General features: G+C 63.2%; 21 protein-coding genes. 16 read left to right on the forward strand and 5 right to left on the reverse strand.

Going from position 1 to position 17,842, the window contains the following annotated elements; translation table 11 throughout:
- Positions 1-75: 75 nt before the first annotated feature.
- The 16 genes from trpS to C8N43_RS08945 all read left to right on the forward strand — a co-directional run bounded on the left by trpS (position 76) and on the right by C8N43_RS08945 (position 13,024).
- The gene (gene trpS, locus C8N43_RS08870) at positions 76-1,095 is read left to right on the forward strand and encodes a tryptophan--tRNA ligase (protein WP_107845253.1); all 1,020 of its coding nucleotides are present in this window, start codon (positions 76-78) and stop codon (positions 1,093-1,095) included.
- Between the two features lie 236 nt (positions 1,096-1,331).
- Complete coding sequence (locus C8N43_RS08875) at positions 1,332-1,595, forward strand: hypothetical protein (protein ID WP_146174191.1); 264 nt, start codon at positions 1,332-1,334, stop codon at positions 1,593-1,595.
- Between the two features lie 235 nt (positions 1,596-1,830).
- Positions 1,831-2,313, forward strand: a complete 483-nt coding sequence (locus tag C8N43_RS08880; protein WP_107845255.1) for a VOC family protein — start codon at positions 1,831-1,833, stop codon at positions 2,311-2,313.
- Between the two features lie 45 nt (positions 2,314-2,358).
- Positions 2,359-3,225 (forward strand): branched-chain amino acid aminotransferase, encoded by an 867-nt coding sequence (locus C8N43_RS08885; RefSeq protein WP_107845256.1) that lies wholly within the window; start codon positions 2,359-2,361, stop codon positions 3,223-3,225.
- Between the two features lie 109 nt (positions 3,226-3,334).
- Positions 3,335-3,709, forward strand: a complete 375-nt coding sequence (locus C8N43_RS08890; RefSeq protein ID WP_107845257.1) for a rhodanese-like domain-containing protein — start codon at positions 3,335-3,337, stop codon at positions 3,707-3,709.
- A 61-nt stretch (positions 3,710-3,770) separates the two neighbouring features.
- Positions 3,771-4,226: a universal stress protein gene (locus tag C8N43_RS08895; protein ID WP_107845258.1), complete on the forward strand. Its 456-nt coding sequence runs from the start codon at positions 3,771-3,773 to the stop codon at positions 4,224-4,226.
- A gap of 127 nt (positions 4,227-4,353) precedes the next feature.
- Complete coding sequence (locus C8N43_RS08900) at positions 4,354-4,917, forward strand: NifU family protein (RefSeq protein ID WP_107845259.1); 564 nt, start codon at positions 4,354-4,356, stop codon at positions 4,915-4,917.
- Position 4,918: 1 nt separating this feature from the next.
- A complete protein-coding gene (tsaB, locus tag C8N43_RS08905; protein ID WP_107845260.1) occupies positions 4,919-5,566 on the forward strand; it encodes a tRNA (adenosine(37)-N6)-threonylcarbamoyltransferase complex dimerization subunit type 1 TsaB in 648 nt (215 codons plus the stop codon).
- The gene (locus C8N43_RS08910; protein ID WP_107845261.1) at positions 5,563-5,973 is read left to right on the forward strand and encodes a GNAT family N-acetyltransferase; all 411 of its coding nucleotides are present in this window, start codon (positions 5,563-5,565) and stop codon (positions 5,971-5,973) included. The genes tsaB and C8N43_RS08910 overlap by 4 nt, the downstream gene beginning before the upstream one ends.
- A 204-nt stretch (positions 5,974-6,177) precedes the next feature.
- Complete coding sequence (locus tag C8N43_RS08915; protein ID WP_107845262.1) at positions 6,178-7,173, forward strand: BMP family lipoprotein; 996 nt, start codon at positions 6,178-6,180, stop codon at positions 7,171-7,173.
- Positions 7,174-7,245: 72 nt separating this feature from the next.
- Positions 7,246-7,608, forward strand: a complete 363-nt coding sequence (locus tag C8N43_RS08920; RefSeq protein ID WP_107845263.1) for a hypothetical protein — start codon at positions 7,246-7,248, stop codon at positions 7,606-7,608.
- Positions 7,605-9,194 carry an ABC transporter ATP-binding protein gene (locus C8N43_RS08925; protein ID WP_107845264.1) on the forward strand — a complete coding sequence of 530 codons (1,590 nt, stop codon included), beginning with the start codon at positions 7,605-7,607 and terminating at the stop codon, positions 9,192-9,194. Before C8N43_RS08920 ends, C8N43_RS08925 begins: the two co-directional genes overlap by 4 nt.
- A 1-nt stretch (position 9,195) precedes the next feature.
- The gene (locus C8N43_RS08930; protein WP_107845265.1) at positions 9,196-10,290 is read left to right on the forward strand and encodes an ABC transporter permease; all 1,095 of its coding nucleotides are present in this window, start codon (positions 9,196-9,198) and stop codon (positions 10,288-10,290) included.
- Positions 10,291-10,293: 3 nt separating this feature from the next.
- A complete protein-coding gene (locus tag C8N43_RS08935) occupies positions 10,294-11,259 on the forward strand; it encodes an ABC transporter permease (RefSeq protein WP_107845266.1) in 966 nt (321 codons plus the stop codon).
- A 98-nt stretch (positions 11,260-11,357) separates the two neighbouring features.
- The gene (locus C8N43_RS08940) at positions 11,358-12,275 is read left to right on the forward strand and encodes a sulfite exporter TauE/SafE family protein (protein ID WP_107845267.1); all 918 of its coding nucleotides are present in this window, start codon (positions 11,358-11,360) and stop codon (positions 12,273-12,275) included.
- A complete protein-coding gene (locus C8N43_RS08945; protein ID WP_107845268.1) occupies positions 12,272-13,024 on the forward strand; it encodes a TIGR02186 family protein in 753 nt (250 codons plus the stop codon). Before C8N43_RS08940 ends, C8N43_RS08945 begins: the two co-directional genes overlap by 4 nt.
- 13 nt (positions 13,025-13,037) lie before the next feature.
- Here C8N43_RS08945 and C8N43_RS08950 read toward each other — a convergent pair whose 3' ends face one another.
- The 5 genes from C8N43_RS08950 to ccrA form a co-directional block, all read right to left on the reverse strand.
- Positions 13,038-14,567 carry an ATP-dependent DNA helicase gene (locus tag C8N43_RS08950; RefSeq protein ID WP_107845269.1) on the reverse strand — a complete coding sequence of 510 codons (1,530 nt, stop codon included), beginning with the start codon at positions 14,565-14,567 and terminating at the stop codon, positions 13,038-13,040.
- 27 nt (positions 14,568-14,594) lie between these two features.
- The gene (locus tag C8N43_RS08955; protein ID WP_107845270.1) at positions 14,595-15,257 is read right to left on the reverse strand and encodes an acyl-homoserine-lactone synthase; all 663 of its coding nucleotides are present in this window, start codon (positions 15,255-15,257) and stop codon (positions 14,595-14,597) included.
- A 106-nt stretch (positions 15,258-15,363) separates the two neighbouring features.
- Entirely contained in the window at positions 15,364-16,056 is a 693-nt protein-coding gene (locus C8N43_RS08960; protein WP_107846306.1) for a helix-turn-helix transcriptional regulator, read from the reverse strand.
- Positions 16,022-16,234, reverse strand: a complete 213-nt coding sequence (locus C8N43_RS19465; protein ID WP_146174192.1) for a hypothetical protein — start codon at positions 16,232-16,234, stop codon at positions 16,022-16,024. The genes C8N43_RS08960 and C8N43_RS19465 overlap by 35 nt, the downstream gene beginning before the upstream one ends.
- Before the next feature lie 223 nt (positions 16,235-16,457).
- Positions 16,458-17,750, reverse strand: coding sequence for a crotonyl-CoA carboxylase/reductase (gene ccrA / locus C8N43_RS08965; RefSeq protein WP_107845271.1), 1,293 nt, complete (start codon positions 17,748-17,750; stop codon positions 16,458-16,460).
- Between the last annotated feature and the right edge of the window lie 92 nt (positions 17,751-17,842).

The following is a 17,842-nucleotide window of genomic DNA, read 5'->3' on the forward strand; positions in this document are numbered from 1 at the left end:
TTGGGCTCCGGTTGACCTGCTTCGGGGCCACCGATAAGCGACAAGGGCCTTTTAATCCAGACGGAGATCAAGACCATGGCAGACACCGCCTTCCAACCGCGGGTGTTCTCAGGCATTCAGCCCTCGGGCGGCCTGACCCTTGGCAACTACCTTGGCGCGATCAAGCGCTTCGTGGACATGCAGGACGACGCCTCGTTCGAGACGATCTACTGCATGGTCGACCTGCACGCGATCACCGTCTGGCAAGACCCGGCCGAGCTGGCCCGCAACACCCGCGAGCTGTGCGCGGGCTTCATCGCGAGCGGGATCGATCCGGAAAAATCCATTCTGTTCAACCAAAGCCAGGTGCCGGAGCACGCGCAGCTGGCGTGGATCTTCAACACCGTCGCCCGGATGGGCTGGCTGAACCGGATGACCCAGTTCAAGGACAAGGCCGGCAAGAACCAGGAAAATTCCTCGGTCGGGCTGTTTGCCTACCCGGCCCTGATGGCCGCGGACATCCTGATCTACCACGCCACCCACGTGCCCGTGGGCGAGGACCAGAAACAGCATGTGGAGCTGACCCGCGACATCGCAGCCAAGTTCAACCATGACTACGGCGTCGACTTCTTTCCGATCACCGAGCCGGTGATCAAGGGTGCTGCGACCCGGGTGATGTCCCTGCGCGACGGCTCCAAGAAGATGTCGAAATCCGACCCGTCCGACATGAGCCGCATCAACATGACCGACGATGCTGATGCCATCGCCGCCAAGATCCGAAAGGCCCGCACCGACCCAGAGGCCCTGCCATCAGAGGCCGAGGGCTTGAAAGATCGGCCCGAGGCGCGCAACCTCGTCAACATTTACGCGGCGCTGGCCGATATGGATGTCGACGCGGTGCTGTCCGAGGTCGGCGGCAAGCAGTTCTCGGAGTTCAAGCCGATGCTGTCGGACCTTGCAGTGTCGAAACTGTCGCCCATCTCGGGCGAGATGGCGCGGCTGATGCAGGACGCGTCCGAAATCGACACGATCCTGCGCCGCGGGGCCGAGCGCGCGCGGGAGCTGACCGTACCGATCCTTGAGCGCACCTACGAGATCGTGGGGCTGGTGCGATAAGCGCGCTGTCGGCGTGGCTTTGGGGGGCGCGGCTGCGTCGCGCGCCCTGTGATCTGAACAAGCTGCGCGATCACCGCAACTGGCTGGCCTTTGTCGGACGCTTCTCGCTGACAGGACAAAAGGCGGACCTGATTGCCACGGCGGGAAACTTCGCACTCGACCGCAGCGGCTTCACCTTCGGCACGCTTTACGAGGCGCAGGAAGATATCTCGGTCGGCTACATCAACGGCCCGCTGGTGCGGGACGGGCGGTACTACTTCATGGGCTTCGGGACCCTGCCCTATGACGGCATCCTCGATTATTATTTCGAGGCAGAGGATGGCACGCCGCTCAACCTGATTTTCGAGCCGTTACGCGGATCGGACGCGAAGGCGGCCCACGCCAAATTGCTCAACGACCGTCTCCTGCGGCCCGTGCCGGAGGGCGGCAAGCGCGGCGCGGAGCTTGCAACGGTACGCAAGGTCCTTGCCGGGATGCGTCGGCGCAACCGTCTCGACTGAGTGTCACAAAAGCATTGCAGAATCGGCCTAAGACAAAGCGCAGAGGTCGCGTGACATTCGACCCTGTCCCGTGGTCACGACCGCCCCCCCGGCGCGCGCAGATCTCACGCCCCCGGCTCTCTTCCCCGTGGCCGGGGGCGCATTGCGTCTTCGTCTGACGCACAGATTGCGCGCGCTGTTGCGGGTTTTCTCTACGCGGGAAGAGCATCATCTTGGCCGCGAAAGGAGATATCCCATGTCTCATCCCACACTTGGCCATGTTCACCTGCGGGTCTCTGATCTGGCCCGCGCCATTGCATTCTACCGCGACGTTGTCGGCCTTGAGGTGCAGCAACAAAGCCGCACGGCGGCCTTCATGTCCTTTGGCGGCTATCACCACCATTTGGGCCTGAATACCTGGGACAGCGCGGGCGCGCCCCCGGCACCCCGCGGCCATCCCGGTCTTTATCACAGCGCGTTCCTCTACCCCGACCGGGCCAGTCTGGGCCGTGCGGTGGGGCGGGCGGTGGACCACGGCTTCCAGATCGAAGGGGCCGCCGATCACGGGGTGAGCGAGGCTGTGTATATTTCCGACCCTGATGGCAACGGCGTGGAGCTCTACCGCGACCGGGCGGAGGCCGACTGGCCGCGCAATGCCGATGGAGGTTTGGCGATGGTCAACGCGCCGCTCGATGTCGCGGCCTTGGTTGCCGAAGGGCAAGAACGTCTGGACGCCTGACCTATATCCGCCTAGCCTGCTCGCTGACGCAAGGGAGGTCTGACCATGGCGATGGGCGTAAACATTCGCACGTATTTCCAAGGCACGTGGCATGAGGGCGACATTCCGATCATGCGGGCGGCGGATCACGGCTCTTGGCTGGGCACTTCTGTTTTTGACGGCGCGCGGTATTTCGAGGGGGTCTCCCCCGACCTGCTGGCCCATTGCGAGCGGGTGAACCGCTCGGCCGAGGCGCTGATGATCACGCCGACCCACACGGCCGAAGAGATGGTCGAGATCGCGCGGGAGGGGCTGAAAGCCTACCCCAAGACTGCTGCCGTCTACATCCGCCCGATGTATTGGGCCTTGGATGGGGGCGATCTTGGGATCGTGCCGCTGGAAGGCGCGACGGGCTTCGCCATGTGCCTTGAAGAAGTGCCGATGGCCCCCAAAAGTGCCGCGACGACGCTGACGACAACGCAGTTCTGCCGCCCGGTGCTGGAATCGAGCGTGGTCAACGCCAAGGCGGGCTGCCTCTACCCCAACAACGCGCGGATGCTGGCAGAGGTCCGGTCCAAAGGCTTCGGCAACGCGCTGGTGGCCGACGCGATGGGCAACGTCGCCGAAACAGCCACTGCCAACGTGTTCATGGTGCGCGACGGCGAAATCTTCACCCCGATCCCCAACGGCACTTTTTTGGCGGGTATCACCCGCGCGCGGCACATGAAGAACCTGACAGCCGACGGCATGAAGGTGCACGAGGCTGTGTTGAGCTTTCAGGACTTTCGCGAGGCGGATGAGGTCTTCTTGTCGGGCAACATGATGAAGGTTACCCCGGTCAAGGAGTTCGACGGCACCCACTACCAGCAAGGCCCGGTCACGAAGCGCATGCGCGAGATGTACTGGGATTGGGCGCTGTCAGAGGACGCGTGATGGCTGGTTTGATTTTTTGGCTGGCCTTGAGCTTGATCTTCTACGTCGTCCTCTACCTCGTCTTGTTCATGCGGCCTGGGCCGCTCCCCTCACGCAAAGGATGTGACCGATGAAATCCGCCAAAGACTATCTTGATGAGGCCAACGCCGTCGTGCCGCGCATCCCAGGCGGCGACGCCGTGGCCAAACACGGCTCGAATGCCGTCTTCGTCGACGTGCGCGACAGCGGCTCGATCGCCAAGACCGGCACCATCGCGGGGGCCAACCGGGTGCCGCGTGGCATGGTCGAGTTCATGGCCGACAGCGCGACCCAGTTCCACAACAAGGCGCTGACCAAGGATGCCGACATCTACCTCGTCTGCGGCGCGGGTGGGCAGGCGGCGCTGGCGGGCAAGACGCTGAAAGAGATGGGGTTCACCTCGGTCACGAACATCGGCGGCATCGGTGAGTGGCAGGAGGCCGGCGGCCCGATGGAGGATGGCTGAAAGCTTGTGTTGCGCGGGCGCGCAGCTTTCGCCATGATCGGCCCTCGGGAGGGCCTGGGCCATGCGTAAGTTTCTAGTCGTGCTCGATGACAGCCGAGAATGCCTGAATGCGATGCGCTTCGCCGCCATGCGGGCCGCGCGCACGGGCGGCGGGGTCGAGGTGCTTGCCGTGATCCCGCCCGAAGAATTCCAGCACTGGGTCGGTGTTGGCGAGATCATGCGCCAGGAGGCCCGCGAGCGGATCGTGGCCCATTTCGAGGTCTTCGCCAAATGGATGCGCGACAAGCAGGGCGTCGACCCCGAGCTGGTGATCCGCGAAGGCGAGCCTGTGCCGGAGATCCTCGCCCAGGTGAAGGATGATCCGGAGGTGGGCGTGCTGGTTCTGGGCGCGGGCACCGGCAACAAGGGCCCCGGGCCGCTGGTGACCGAGCTGACGCGGCGCTCCGGCAATCTGCCGATGCCGGTGACCATCGTGCCGGGCGAGATGAGCAAAGAGCAGCTCGAGGCGGTCAGCTGAAGCGATTTCTGGCCTCCGGCGGGAGTATTTCCGCCAAAACGAAGCCAGTTTAGAATTATTCTAACTCCGTTGACTTCGCGCTCGTGGGTCGCCATATATACCACAAGCGCATGAGAGGCCCCTGCAGATGTTTATTCAGACCGAATCCACCCCGAACCCCGCAACGCTGAAATTCCTGCCCGGCCAGACCGTGCTGGAGATGGGCACCGCAGATTTCCCGTCCTCCGACACCGCGGGCACCTCGCCGCTCGCCAGTCGCATTTTCGCGGTGGATGGCGTGACCGGCGTGTTTCTGGGAAATGATTTCGTCACCGTGACCAAGGCGGATGCGGTCGAGTGGGACCATGTGAAGCCCGCCATTCTGGGCGCGGTGATGGAGCATTTCCAGTCCGGCCAACCCGCACTTGAGGGCGATGGCGCGGGATCCGGCGGCCATGCGGAGCATACCGGCGAGGATGGCGCGATCGTCAACCAGATCAAGGAGTTGCTGGACACCCGCGTGCGCCCGGCTGTGGCACAGGATGGTGGCGACATCACCTTCCACGGGTTCGAGCGCGGCGTCGTCTACCTGCACATGCAAGGTGCCTGCGCGGGCTGCCCGTCTTCGACCCTGACGCTGAAGATGGGCATCGAGAACCTGCTGCGCCACTACATCCCGGAAGTGGTCGAGGTGCGCCCCGTCGCGGCCTGATATGCTGACATTGGCGTTTGATACATCGGCCGCGCATTGCGCGGCCGCTTTGCTGTCCGGCGAGCGCCTTGTGGCCTCCCGGCGCGAGGACATGGTCAAGGGCCAGGCCGAACGGCTGATGCCGCTTCTGGAAGAGCTGCTGGCCGAGGCGGGAGTGACGTGGCGCGATCTGGACCGCATTGGCGTGGGCATCGGGCCCGGAAACTTCACCGGCATCCGCATCTCGGTCAGCGCCGCGCGGGGGCTCGCGCTGGCGCTAGGCATCCCCGCCATCGGCGTCTCTACGCTGGAGGCCCAGGCTTACGGCATGGATCACTGGGTTATGTCGTGCCTCGATGCGCGTCAGAACCGGGCCTACACGCAAGTGTTCTACCGCGGAGTGGGCGAGGCGCCCGCCCTATCATCCTTGGACGACCAATCGATCCCGAAACCCCATCTGAAGGCGGACTGCGTGGTCACCGGCAGTTTTGCCGAAGAGGTCGGCCGCGTGCTGAACCTTCACATCATTCAAAACCCGATCAAGCCCATCGAGGCCATCGCCCGCATTGCGGCGGAGCGCACGCCAGATGGCAGCCGTCCGGCGCCGATGTATATGCGCCCCGCCGATGCGGCTCCGCCGAAAGACCCGGCCCCGGTGATCCTGGAATGAGCCCGGACGCGCTCGCAGCGCTGCATGCCCGATGTTTCGAGACGCCGCGCCCGTGGTCTGCCGCCGAATTCGAGTATCTGCTGACCCGTGCCTTCCTGCTCACATCCGACGCGGGCTTCTTGCTGGGGCGGGTCGTCGCCGATGAGGCGGAGCTGCTGACTCTTGCGGTCGCGCCAGAGGTCCGGCGCGGTGGACAGGGTCGCGCTTTGGTCGATCAGTTCCTCGACGAGGCAGCCCAGCGAGGTGCTGTAACCAGCTTTCTGGAGGTCAGCGCCGAAAACGCCCCCGCGCGGGCGCTTTACCGGGCGGCGGGGTTTGAAGAGGTGGGTCTGCGCGCGGGCTACTACCTCGCGCCTGACTTGGGCAAGATTGATGCTGTCGTCATGCGCCGGGACTTGCGCACCTAGGGGCTTGCGACGCAACGAGCCGAACGCGACCTACCCTTGGGTAACTGCCTGAAAAGGCGGCATTTGCGGCGAAAACACCCAAGAATCGGTTGACCCCCTGCCCCACGTGGGGCGTTATTGACCGATCATCGCGCCGCATCTGCGCGCGGCGCGAGCCGGGGGGACGGTCCCCGGTACCAATTAAAAAACATCTGGGAGACCACCATGACCATCATGCAGAAATTTCTTGGCGCCACCGCTGCCCTTGCGCTGAGCGCGGGCGCGGTTGCCGCAGACCCGGCGATCATCTTTGATCTGGGCGGCAAGTTCGACAAGTCCTTCAACGAGGCGGCCTACAATGGCGCGACCCGTTGGGCCGAAGAAACCGGCGGCACTTTCGCCGAGGTCGAGCTGCAGTCCGACGCCCAGCGCGAGCAGGCCCTGCGCCGCTTCGCAGAATCCGGCGCGAACCCCATCGTGATGGCCGGCTTCGCCTTCGGCAACGCCCTGGGTGAGGTCGCGGGCGACTACCCTGACACCAAGTTCGCCATCATTGACATGGTCGTGGACGCGCCCAACGTGCGCTCCGTGGTGTTCAACGAGCACGAAGGCTCTTACCTCGTAGGCTACATGGCCGCGCAGACCTCGAAGACCAACACCGTGGGCTTCATCGGTGGCATGGACATTCCGCTGATCCGCAAATTCGCCTGCGGCTATGCCCAAGGCGCGAAAGCAGCCAACCCCGACACGACCGTCATCGCCAACATGACCGGCACCACCGGTGCGGCCTGGAATGACCCCGTGAAGGGCGGCGAGTTGACCCGCGCGCAGATCAGCCAAGGCGCGGACGTGGTCTATGCCGCGGCTGGCGGTACCGGTCTGGGCGTGCTGCAGACCGCAGCGGACGAGGGCATCCTCTCCATCGGCGTCGACAGCAACCAGAACTACCTGCATCCGGGCAAGGTCCTGACTTCGATGCTCAAGCGCGTCGACAATGCCGTCTACCAGGCCATGAAAGACGGCCCCGACATGGAGACCGGCTTCAACGTGATGGGTCTGGCCAATGACGGCGTGGGCTATGCCATGGACGAAAACAATGCCGAGCTGGTCTCTGACGAGCTGAAGGCGACCGTGGACGCGGTGTCCGAGAAGATCGTGTCTGGCGAGATCACCGTGCATGACTACATGTCCGACGAGAGCTGCCCGGCTCTGACGTTCTAAACCTCTTTAGACGGGGGCCGCTTTTCTCAAAGCGGCCCTTTTGTCTTTTTCGGAACTTCAGGGGGCAGGCACATGGGCACCGCGATTGAGCGCTTTTTCGACGCGTGGGGAATGGCCGACGACGCCGCGCGCGCCACGGCAATCGCCGAGAGCTTCGCGAAGGGCGGCACTTACGCCGACCCGCGCTCGGATGGGACGTTAAGCGGCGACGCCATCGCCACCTACGTCAATGCCTTCAGCGCCAACGCCCCCGGCTGGACCGCCAAAGTGGTCAAATCCGACGAGATCGCGGGCTGCATCCGCTGCACCGTGGCCTTTGGCGGAAAGGGCCCGGACGGATCAGAGATGGTACAGCACGGCCAATACTTCGCGGAGATGGACGCAGGCCACATCGCCAAGATGACCGGGTTCGTCGGCACGGGAGCGGTGGAATGAGCGAACCGGCAATTGAGCTGCAGGGCATCTCCAAGGCCTTTGGGCCGGTTCAGGCCAACAAGGACATCTCCATCCGGGTTATGCCCGGCACGATCCATGGGATCATCGGCGAGAATGGCGCGGGGAAATCGACTTTGATGTCAATCCTTTACGGCTTCTACAAGGCCGATAAAGGCGAGATATTCATCTCTGGCAAGAAGGTTGCGATTCCAGATAGCCAAGCGGCCATTGCTGCGGGCATCGGGATGGTGTTCCAGCATTTCAAGCTGGTCGAAAACTTCACCGTTCTGGAAAACGTGGTGCTGGGCGCCGAGGACGGTGCGCTACTGGGCCCGTCGCTGGCCAAGGCGCGGCGCGAGCTGACTGAGCTTGCCGCCGAGTACGAGCTGAATGTCGACCCCGACGCGCTGATCGAAGAGATCGGCGTGGGGATGCAGCAGCGGGTGGAAATTCTCAAGGCGCTCTACCGGCAGGCGGACATATTGATCCTCGACGAGCCCACGGGCGTTCTGACGCCCGCCGAGGCGGACCAGCTGTTCCGCATCCTGCACCGTCTGAAGGACGAGGGAAAAACCATCATCCTAATCACGCATAAGTTGCGCGAGATTATGGAAGCCACCGACACCGTGTCCGTGATGCGGCGCGGCGAAATGACGGCGACGGTCAAGACATCCGAGACCTCGCCAGAGCAGCTCGCAGAGCTTATGGTCGGCCGTAAGGTCTTGCTGCGGGTCGATAAAACCCCGGCACAACCCGGCGCAGCCGTGCTGGAGGTCGACAATCTGCGCGTCGTGGACGGCGCGGGCGTGGAACGGGTCAAAGGCGTCTCGCTGCAAGTCCGCGCGGGCGAGATTCTGGGCATCGCGGGGGTGGCGGGCAACGGGCAGTCGGAACTGCTCGAAGTGCTTGGCGGAATGCGCCACGGCACCGGCTCCGTTCGGTTGAACGGCAACGAGTTGGACCTGACGGGCACCAAGTCAGACGCGCGCTCGCGCAGGCACCGCGGCATCGCCCACGTGCCGGAGGATCGCCAGCGCGAAGGCCTGATCATGGATTTCCGCGCCTGGGAAAACGTGGCCTTCGGTTATGAAGACGACCCGCTCTACTCGCGCGGGATGCTGATGGACCACGACGCCCTGCGCGAGGACACGGCAGGCAAGATCGAGCGCTTCGACGTGCGCCCACCTAATGCGGAGCTGCCGGCCAAGAGCTTCTCCGGCGGCAACCAGCAAAAGATCGTGCTCGCCCGCGAGATCGAGCGGAACCCGGACCTGCTGCTGGTCGGACAGCCCACCCGCGGCGTCGATATCGGCGCCATCGAGTTCATCCACCAGCGCATTGTCGAACTGCGCGACGCGGGCAAGGCGATCCTGCTGGTCTCGGTCGAGCTGGAAGAAATCCTGTCGCTCAGCGACCGGATCGCGGTGATCTTCGACGGCAAGCTCATGGGCGAGCGTCTGCCCGAAGAGACCGACGAGAAAGAGCTAGGCCTGCTGATGGCGGGCATGACCAACGCGCCCGAGGGGACGCCGGTGGCCGAAGCGGTGGCCGAAAACCTTGCCAGAGTAGACGGAAAGGCGACCTGAGATGAACGAGCTTCCCAAATGGGCCGACCTGTTCCTTGTGCCGCTGGTGGGGCTGGTGATGGCCTTCGCCCTGTCGATGCTGATGGTTCTGGCCACCGGCAATGACCCGATGGAGGCGCTGTCGCTGATGATCACCGGCGCGCTCGGCTCGACCTATGGCTGGGGCTACACGCTTTACTACGCGACCAACTTCATTTTCACCGGGCTTGCCGTGGCCGTGGCGTTCCACGCGTCGCTGTTCAACATCGGGGGCGAGGGGCAAGCCGCCTTAGGCGGGCTTGGTGTGGCGCTGATCTGCCTGTTCTTTCCCTGGCCGCATTGGACGATTGCGCTAGTCGCCGCCTGCGGTTCCGCCGCGTTGTTCGGCGCGCTTTGGGCGCTGATCCCGGCCTATCTGCAGGCCAAGCGCGGCAGCCATATCGTGATCACGACGATCATGTTCAACTTCATCGCCGCCTCGCTTCTGAACTACATCCTCGTCAACCAGCTGCGCCCGAAAGGCGCGATGGACCCGGCCACGGCGAAATTTCCGGAGCCCACGCATCTGCCCTCGCTCGGCGATATACTGGGCGCGGTGGGCATCCCCTTCTCGAAAGGCACGCCCGCCAACGTCTCGCTGATCGTGGCGCTGATCGCCTGCGTGTTGGTCTATTACCTGATCTGGCGCACGCGGCTCGGCTACCAGATCCGCGCCTTCGGCAAGTCGCAGCCCGCGGCGGTCTATGCGGGGATCAACCCGGTGCGCATCACGATCATCTGCATGATGATCTCGGGAGGACTGGCGGGGCTGATGGCCACGAATAACGTCATGGGCGAGGCGGAGCGCCTGATCCTTGGCTCGGTCGAAGGCGCGGGCTTCATCGGTATCGCCGTGGCCTTGATGGGCCGGTCGCACCCGGTGGGTATCCTGTTCGCGGCGCTGTTGTTCGGCGCGCTCTACCAAGGCGGCGCGGAGCTGGGGCTGTGGACCTCGATCCCGCGGGAGCTGGTGATCGTTATCCAGGCGCTGGTGATCCTGTTCACCGGCGCGCTCGACAACATGATCCGGTCTATCGTGGCGCGGCTGTTCTTCTCACGTAAAGCGGCGGAGGCATAGGGGATGGACTACCTGACGCTTCTGCAAATCCTCGACTCCGGTCTGCGCCTTGCCACGCCGCTTTTGTTTGCCTGCCTCGCCGGGCTGTTTTCCGAGCGCGCAGGCATCTTCGACATCGGCCTCGAAGGCAAGATGCTGATCGCGGCGTTCTTTTCCGCCGCGACGGCCTTTTCCACCGGGTCCGTGTGGCTTGGCCTGCTGGCGGGCATCGCATCGTCGATGGTGCTGGCGGGCATCCACGGGCTGGCGTCGATCACGTTCCGCGGCAACCAGTTGATCTCTGGCGTCGCGCTGAACTTCCTGGCCTCCGGCCTGACGGTGCTGATCGGGTTGTCCTGGTTCAAGCTGGGCGGTCAGACGCCCGCCCTGCCGCGCGAGGCGCGCTTCAACTCCATCGACCTGCCTTTCGCAGAGGCCTTATCAGGCGTCCCGATCCTTGGTCCGCTATATTCAGAGGTGATCTCCGGCCACACGTTGCTGGTCTACGTGGCGCTGCTGTGCGTGCCTGCCACGTGGTACATTCTGTTCCGCACCCGTTTCGGCCTGCGCCTGCGCGCGGTGGGCGAGAACCCGGCGGCGGTGGATACTGCGGGTATTTCTGTCGTGGGACTGCGCTTTGCGGCCGTTGCGATCTGCGGCGTGCTCTGCGGCTTGGCGGGGGCGTATCTTGCCACTGGCCTCGGCGCGAGCTTCGTGCGGGAAATGACGGCCGGGCGCGGATTCATCGCGCTTGCCGCGCTAATCTTTGCAAAGTGGCGGCCATGGTACGCGCTTTACGCTACCTTGCTGTTTGGCCTGCTGGAGGCCGTGGCAAACCGCTACCCCTCGCTTGATCTGGGCATCGTGACCCTGCCCTCGCAATTCATGCAGGCGCTGCCCTACATTCTGACCGTGGTTATTCTGGCGGGGTTCGTGGGCAAGGCGATTCCGCCCCGTGCGGGTGGTGAGCCCTACGTGAAGGAGCGGTAGGCCCCATCCGGTCCCATTTTTCCGCGTTGCAGCGAATTTGGGAACTGGACCTACAATTTTGATTTGCTCAGTCCAGATGGACGGGGTTAGGGAGTGTCATGCAAATCTACCTCCCCATAGCCGAGGTTTCGGTCAACGCCTTCCTGCTTTTGGGATTGGGCGGGCTGGTGGGCATCCTCTCGGGGATGTTCGGCGTGGGGGGCGGCTTCTTGATGACGCCGCTTTTGTTCTTCATCGGCATCCCGCCCGCTGTCGCCGTCGCGACCGAGGCGAACCAGATCGTGGCTTCGTCCTTCTCGGGCGTGCTGGCGCATCTGAGGCGAAAGACGGTGGATCTCCGAATGGGGACGGTGCTGCTGGTGGGTGGCCTGGTCGGGGCCGCCATCGGTGTGCAGGTCTTTGCGGCCCTGCGCGAGATCGGCCAGGTCGATCTGCTGGTCAAGCTTTGCTACGTGGTCTTCCTGGGCATCATCGGCGGGCTGATGTTCCTCGAAAGCCTGCGCGCCATTCGCCGCTCGAAGAACCCCACCGCCCTGCCCGCGCGCAAGAAGCACGGGCTGGTCCACGCCCTGCCGTTCAAGATGAAATTCCGTACCTCGGGGCTCTACATCTCGGTCATCCCGCCTTTGCTGGTGGGCCTGTTCGTGGGCGTGCTTGCCGCCATCATGGGTGTCGGCGGCGGCTTCATCATGGTGCCCGCGATGATCTATTTGCTGGGTATGCCCACAAAGGTTGTGGTCGGCACCTCGCTGTTCCAGATCATCTTCGTGACCGCCTTCACGACGCTGCTGCACGCCACGACGAACTACACGGTCGACATGGCGCTGGCGGTTCTTTTGCTGGTGGGCGGCGTGGTTGGCGCGCAGATCGGCACGCGGATCGGGCTGCGCCTCAAGGCCGAGCAGTTGCGTATTTTGCTATCGATCATGGTCCTTGCAGTCTGCGGCAAGCTCGCACTCGATCTGCTGATTATGCCATCGGAGCTGTTCTCGATCGGCACCGGAGGGCATGGATGATCCGCGCCCTGCTCCTTTTGGTTTTGCTCGCCCTTCCTGCCGCGGCGGAGGAGGTTGTGGCTGGCCTGTCCCGCGACGAGGTGGCGATCACCGCCAATTTCGACGGCTCCGACATCCTGATCTACGGCGCGGTCAAGCGGGATGCCCCGATCAGCGACGGGGACATGGACGTGATCATCACCATCTCCGGCCCGGCGGAGCCCGTGTCCGTCCGCCGCAAGGATCGCAGGTTGGGCATCTGGGTGAACACCGATGTGGTCGAGGTCGACCGCGCGCCAAGCTTTTATGCCGTGGCCTCCAGCGGGGTCCTGTCTGACGTATTGAGCAACACCGAAGATCTGCGAAATCGGATCTCCATCCCGCGAGCCATCCGCTCGGTCGGCGCGCCCGCGAGCGTGGCCAATGCCGCGACCTTCACCGAGGCGCTGATCCGCATCCGCACGAAGGACGACCTATACCAACGCCGGGACGAGACGGTGAAAGTCTACGACGACACCTTGTTCTCAACGACCGTCGATCTGCCTGCCAACCTTGTCGAAGGCCCCTATGCGACCCGCATCTTTCTTGTGCGCGGCGGGTCTGTGGTGGACCGGTTTGACACGGTGATCAACGTCAACAAGGTGGGTCTGGAGCGCTGGATTTACGACCTGGCCCATGACCGTCCGCTGATCTACGGACTGCTCTCGCTCTTTATCGCGATTGCCGCCGGATGGCTCGCATCCGCCGTGTTCCGCTACATCCGCTTCTAGCATTGCCGCGCGGCTAGTCGTCTTCGCCAGATGTCAGTTCCAGCTTGGCCGGACCCGAGGGAAGATCATTGGTCACCAAAGGGCCGCTTGGCTTGGCGAGCATCGCGCGGGTGATCCACAAAAGCCGGGTCTCGGCCCGGGTGATAGCCACATAGGCGAGCCGTTTCCAAAGGGGCTGGCCCGCTTCCTCCCGCCCGGCCCGCGCGGCGGCATAGAGATCCGGCGCGAAGACCTGCACCGTGTCCCATTGCGAACCTTGCGCCTTGTGGATCGTCACTGCCGCCCCATGCAGAAACGCAGCCCCCATTCGGGCGGCGAAGGGGATGAATGGCTCTTCCTCGCCCGGGGCTTCGATCTTGATGATCGAGGCGGCCGAGACCTGCGGGTCCTCAGCCCCGATGACATGCAGGCGGGAAAAGCCCGCGCGCTTGCCCGGGCCCATGTAGATCACCTGCGCGCCCTTGATCAGGCCGCGCGCCTCGAGGTCGATGCGCTTCTTGCGATGCTTGATCGGCAACTCTATCCCGTCGCAAATCAGCGGCTCCCCCGGCAGCAGCGTATCCACCGTCGCGCCATACGCGCCGCGGAAGGCTTGAATGAGCCGGATGCGGGTTGCGTTGCGCCAGACCAGCACGGGGGAGCGGGCCATCAGATCGGCCTCGACCCGCGGCGACCAGACCACGCGCTCATCCTTGCTTGCCGCCTCCTGGACCATGTTCTCGAAGGTGGCGAAGTTGACGTCCGGGTCCGCCAGCGCATGGGCGAGGTCGAGGATCGGGTTGTCCTGCGTCTGCCTGTGCACACGGCTGAGTTCCAGCTTGCGGCCGTCCTTCAACTTGTCGAAGACCATCGCCCCGGATTGGCCCACAGGGGCCAGCTGCGCCGGATCGCCGAACAAGACGAGCGTGGGAAAAATCTCTCGCAGGTCTTCGTATTGCTTCTCGTCCAGCATGGAGCTTTCGTCGATGAAGCCGATATCAAGCGGGTCTTCGCGCCGCTTCCATCCTTGGATAAAGTCGGACCCCTTCAGCCCCGCGGCGGCCAGCGCGCCCGGGATCGACTTGTTGGCCTCGTAGAACAAGCGCGCGCGCTCCAGCGCCACCTCGGTCAGCCCCTCGATCTCCGGCTTCTCGCCCTGGCCCGCCAGCCAGTCGGCAATGCGCTCGTATTCCGGGTCATACATCGGGGTGTAGAGGATGCGGTGGATCGTTGTCGCGGGCACACCGCGGTTGCGCAGCACACTTGCAGCCTTGTTTGTGGGCGCTAGCACCGCGATGGTGCGACGGTCCTTGCGCGGCTTGCCGTCATAGTCGCCTGAGATCAGGTCGACGCCTGCGCCCTGAATGGCCTCAACCATCTGAGCCAAAAGCAAAGTCTTGCCAGAGCCCGCCTTGCCGACAATCGCCATCACCTGGCTGCGGGCTTCGTTCAGAGGGGTCGTATGTCCTTCGGTGACGTCAACGCCAGCCTTGGCCAGCAGCTCGGTCATGGCGTCATAGGCCTCTGCCTGGTCTTCGGATAGGGAAAGGGCCTGCGCGTTCATGCGCAGACCCTAAATCGCGCGGCCAGATCAGGCCAGAGCCAAACGCCCGGTCTGCTCGGCGACGGGCGCTGCCACGGGGCCACCCCGCTGGAACGACATCTTGAACCATTGGCGCGATTGATCCTGGGTGACCTTGGCCCGGCCTTGCACGCGCGGGCGCGCGCTTTCGTCAAAGCTCCACAGCCCCACGCCGATTTCATCCGCGCCCTCGCCATTGCGCCCGATGACCTCCGGGCAGACGCCCAGCAACGAATAGATCCGCTCCATCCGGGGATCAAAAACACCCACGAATTGCATCAGGCAGAAGTTCTGCATGACCTCCCCCGCGCCCAGTACAAGCGCTGCGGTCACCCGGCGGTCCGCATCGGGGGCAAGGCAGAAGCGCGTGCATTCCCAGATCAGCGGGCTTTCGATCCGCGTGCCGTCGGTGCAGTGCAGGAAGTGGTCGTTGACCATCGTATCACCCGTGGTCGGCAGAAAACGCATGGAGCCGCCATGGCTGCCATCGGCGCGTTCCCAGATCACGTAAAGTGGGTTCTTGTCGTCATACGCATCGCGTTCCCAGCCGTTTTCGTCGACCTGAACATCCCATCCCAGACGGGTGCGGAACTGTTCGGCGCGGTGGCGGAACATGGTGTCACACAGCTTGGGGAATTTATGGAGATCGTCGGCGTAAACGTAGCGAAGCATGGTGGCCCTCCTGCAAATGAGAGGGCCAAATTGCGCCACAATGGTTAGTCGGGGCTGAACGGGTCGTACGCTGGCTTTACGTCTCGTTTACAAATTGAGACGCCACTCACACGACAATCAGACCCGCGGACATGGCGCGGGCGACGGCATGGGTGGTGTTAAGCGCACCCAGTTTGTGGCGGGCGGATTCGATATAAACCCTCAGCGTGCTTTCGGAAATCGCCAGTTCCGCTGCCGCCTGAGCCCGGTTTCTACCCTTGCCCAACAAAGCCAAAGTGCTGAGCTCTCGCGGCGAAAGCGAAGGGCGAATCGTGCTGAAATTTCCGTCCTCAAAGCTGAGCGCCTTAAGATTGAACGCATGGGCGATCAGGATCAGATCGCGCTTCCGCTCTTCAATGAAAGCCTCCCACGCATCGTCGCTGCGGGAATCGGTGATGGTGAACAAGGCGTACTGCCCGTTGGGGCCTCGAACGGGGATCGAGAAGCCTTGTGGCCCCACGCCATACTCGATCGCCTCCTTCAGAAAGTCGCGGGTGGCCTTGGTGCTCCAATCAAGCTGCTTCCAGTTGACCGGGTCGAAGCGGTTCAGGCAGCCCAGGATCACTGGGTCGATATAGAGGTAGTCCTTCTCCAGATAGCGGTCGACCCATTCCGATGAATACGTGCCGCAGCCGAAGCGCTCGCCGACGCTGTTGACCCAGTGATAGACCACATGGGTGACGCCAAATTCTTCTCTCAGGGCCTCGGTTGTGCTTTGCAGATCCTCAAGCGTTTTCGCCCGCGTGAGATCCTCCTGCATGTCGACCAGCTTGTTCAAAGTTACCTACCACTCGGCGTCTTGGCTGGGACGGCTGAGCGATCTCGGTTGCAGCAACCATGATCGCGTCATCAAGATGTTCGGCAAGGTAATCCAAGTTGTTGCTTGCCGAGAACTTCTTGAGGTCCATCAAGACATCGATAATCCAATCATTCGTCATCAGCATCATCCTTGGTAAAGAGTTAATCATCCGTTAACGACAAGCCTATCAGCAACAATTCGCCTGCAATATTCACCAATTCGCACTCCCCAGAAATAGCGAGGGGGTAGGCAGTCAAGTGGGTGAAATCGCTGCGCGCGGAAAAATTGCGCCAGATTTTCATCAAAAAAGGCCCGCGAATCCGGGTGATTCGCGGGCCTTGGCAATGGTGGTTTCCCTTACGTCAGACCTGACGGCTGGCCTCCAGCGTGTCCTCGAAGGTCGACAGACCCGTGCGCGGCGCGGTGACCAGCACCGCCATGTTGCCCGGCTTGTGCTCGTTCTTGCGCATCTTTGTATGGGCCTGCGGGATCTCGTCCCACGGGAAGACCTCTGACATGCAGGGATCGAGACGGCGCTCGACCATCAGCTGGTTGGCGGCAGAGGCCTGCTTGAGATGCGCGAAGTGGGAACCCTGCACGCGCTTCTGGTGCATCCAGAGATACCGCGCGTCCATCGTCAGGTTGTAGCCCGTCGTACCCGCGCAGATCACGACCATGCCGCCCTTCTTGCAGACGAAGACAGAGGCCGCCATGGTACTCTCGCCCGGATGCTCGAAGACCATGTCTACGTTATTGCCCTTGCCGGTGATGTCCCAGATCGCCTTGCCGAACTTGCGGACCTCGGTGAACCACTCCTTGTATTCCGGGCTGTTCACCGTGGGCATCTGGCCCCAGCAGTTGAAATCCTTGCGGTTCAGCACGCCCTTGGCGCCCAGCCCCATGACGAAGTCACGCTTGCTTTCGTCCGAGATCACACCGATCGCGTTCGCACCGGCCGTGTTGGCCAGCTGGATCGCGTAGGACCCCAGACCGCCCGAGGCGCCCCAGACCAGCACGTTCTGGCCCGGCTTCAACTCATGGGGGTGGTGGCCGAACAGCATCCGGTAGGCGGTGGCCAGCGTCAGCGTGTAACAGGCGCTTTCTTCCCAGCTCAGGTGCTGCGGACGCGGCATCAGCTGCTGTGACTGCACCGTCGTGAACTGCGCGAAAGAGCCATCGGGGGTCTCGTAGCCCCAGATCCGCTGGCTGTTGGAGAACATCGGGTCACCGCCGTTGCACTCTTCATCGTCGCCATCATCCTGGTTGCAGTGGATCACGACCTCGTCGCCGACCTTCCAGCGTGTGACCTTCTCGCCCACCGCCCAGACGATGCCCGACGCGTCGGACCCTGCGATGTGGTAGGGCTCGCCATGCACATCGAAGGGCGAGATCGGAACACCAAGGCCTGCCCAGACGCCGTTGTAGTTCACGCCAGCGGCCATCACGAGGACGACCACCTCATTGCTGTCGGGCTGCTTCACATCGACCACTTCCTGCAGGAAGCTGTCCTCCGGCTCGCCGTGGCGCTCGCGGCGGATGGCCCATGCGTACATTTGCTTGGGCACATGGCCAAGCGGGGGGATTTCGCCAACCTCGTAGAGGTCCTTCTTTTCTGCGGTGTAGTCCATCAGTTTGTCCTGCGTATCGAGGGCCATGCCCGTATCTCCCCATCTTGGTCGCGCCGCGACGCAGAATCAAATGCTGCGCCGCCAATAAAGGAGGGATACAAAGCTCAAAGCAACATTAC

The organism is Litoreibacter ponti (genome assembly GCF_003054285.1).
Classification (GTDB): Bacteria; Pseudomonadota; Alphaproteobacteria; order Rhodobacterales; family Rhodobacteraceae; genus Litoreibacter; species Litoreibacter ponti.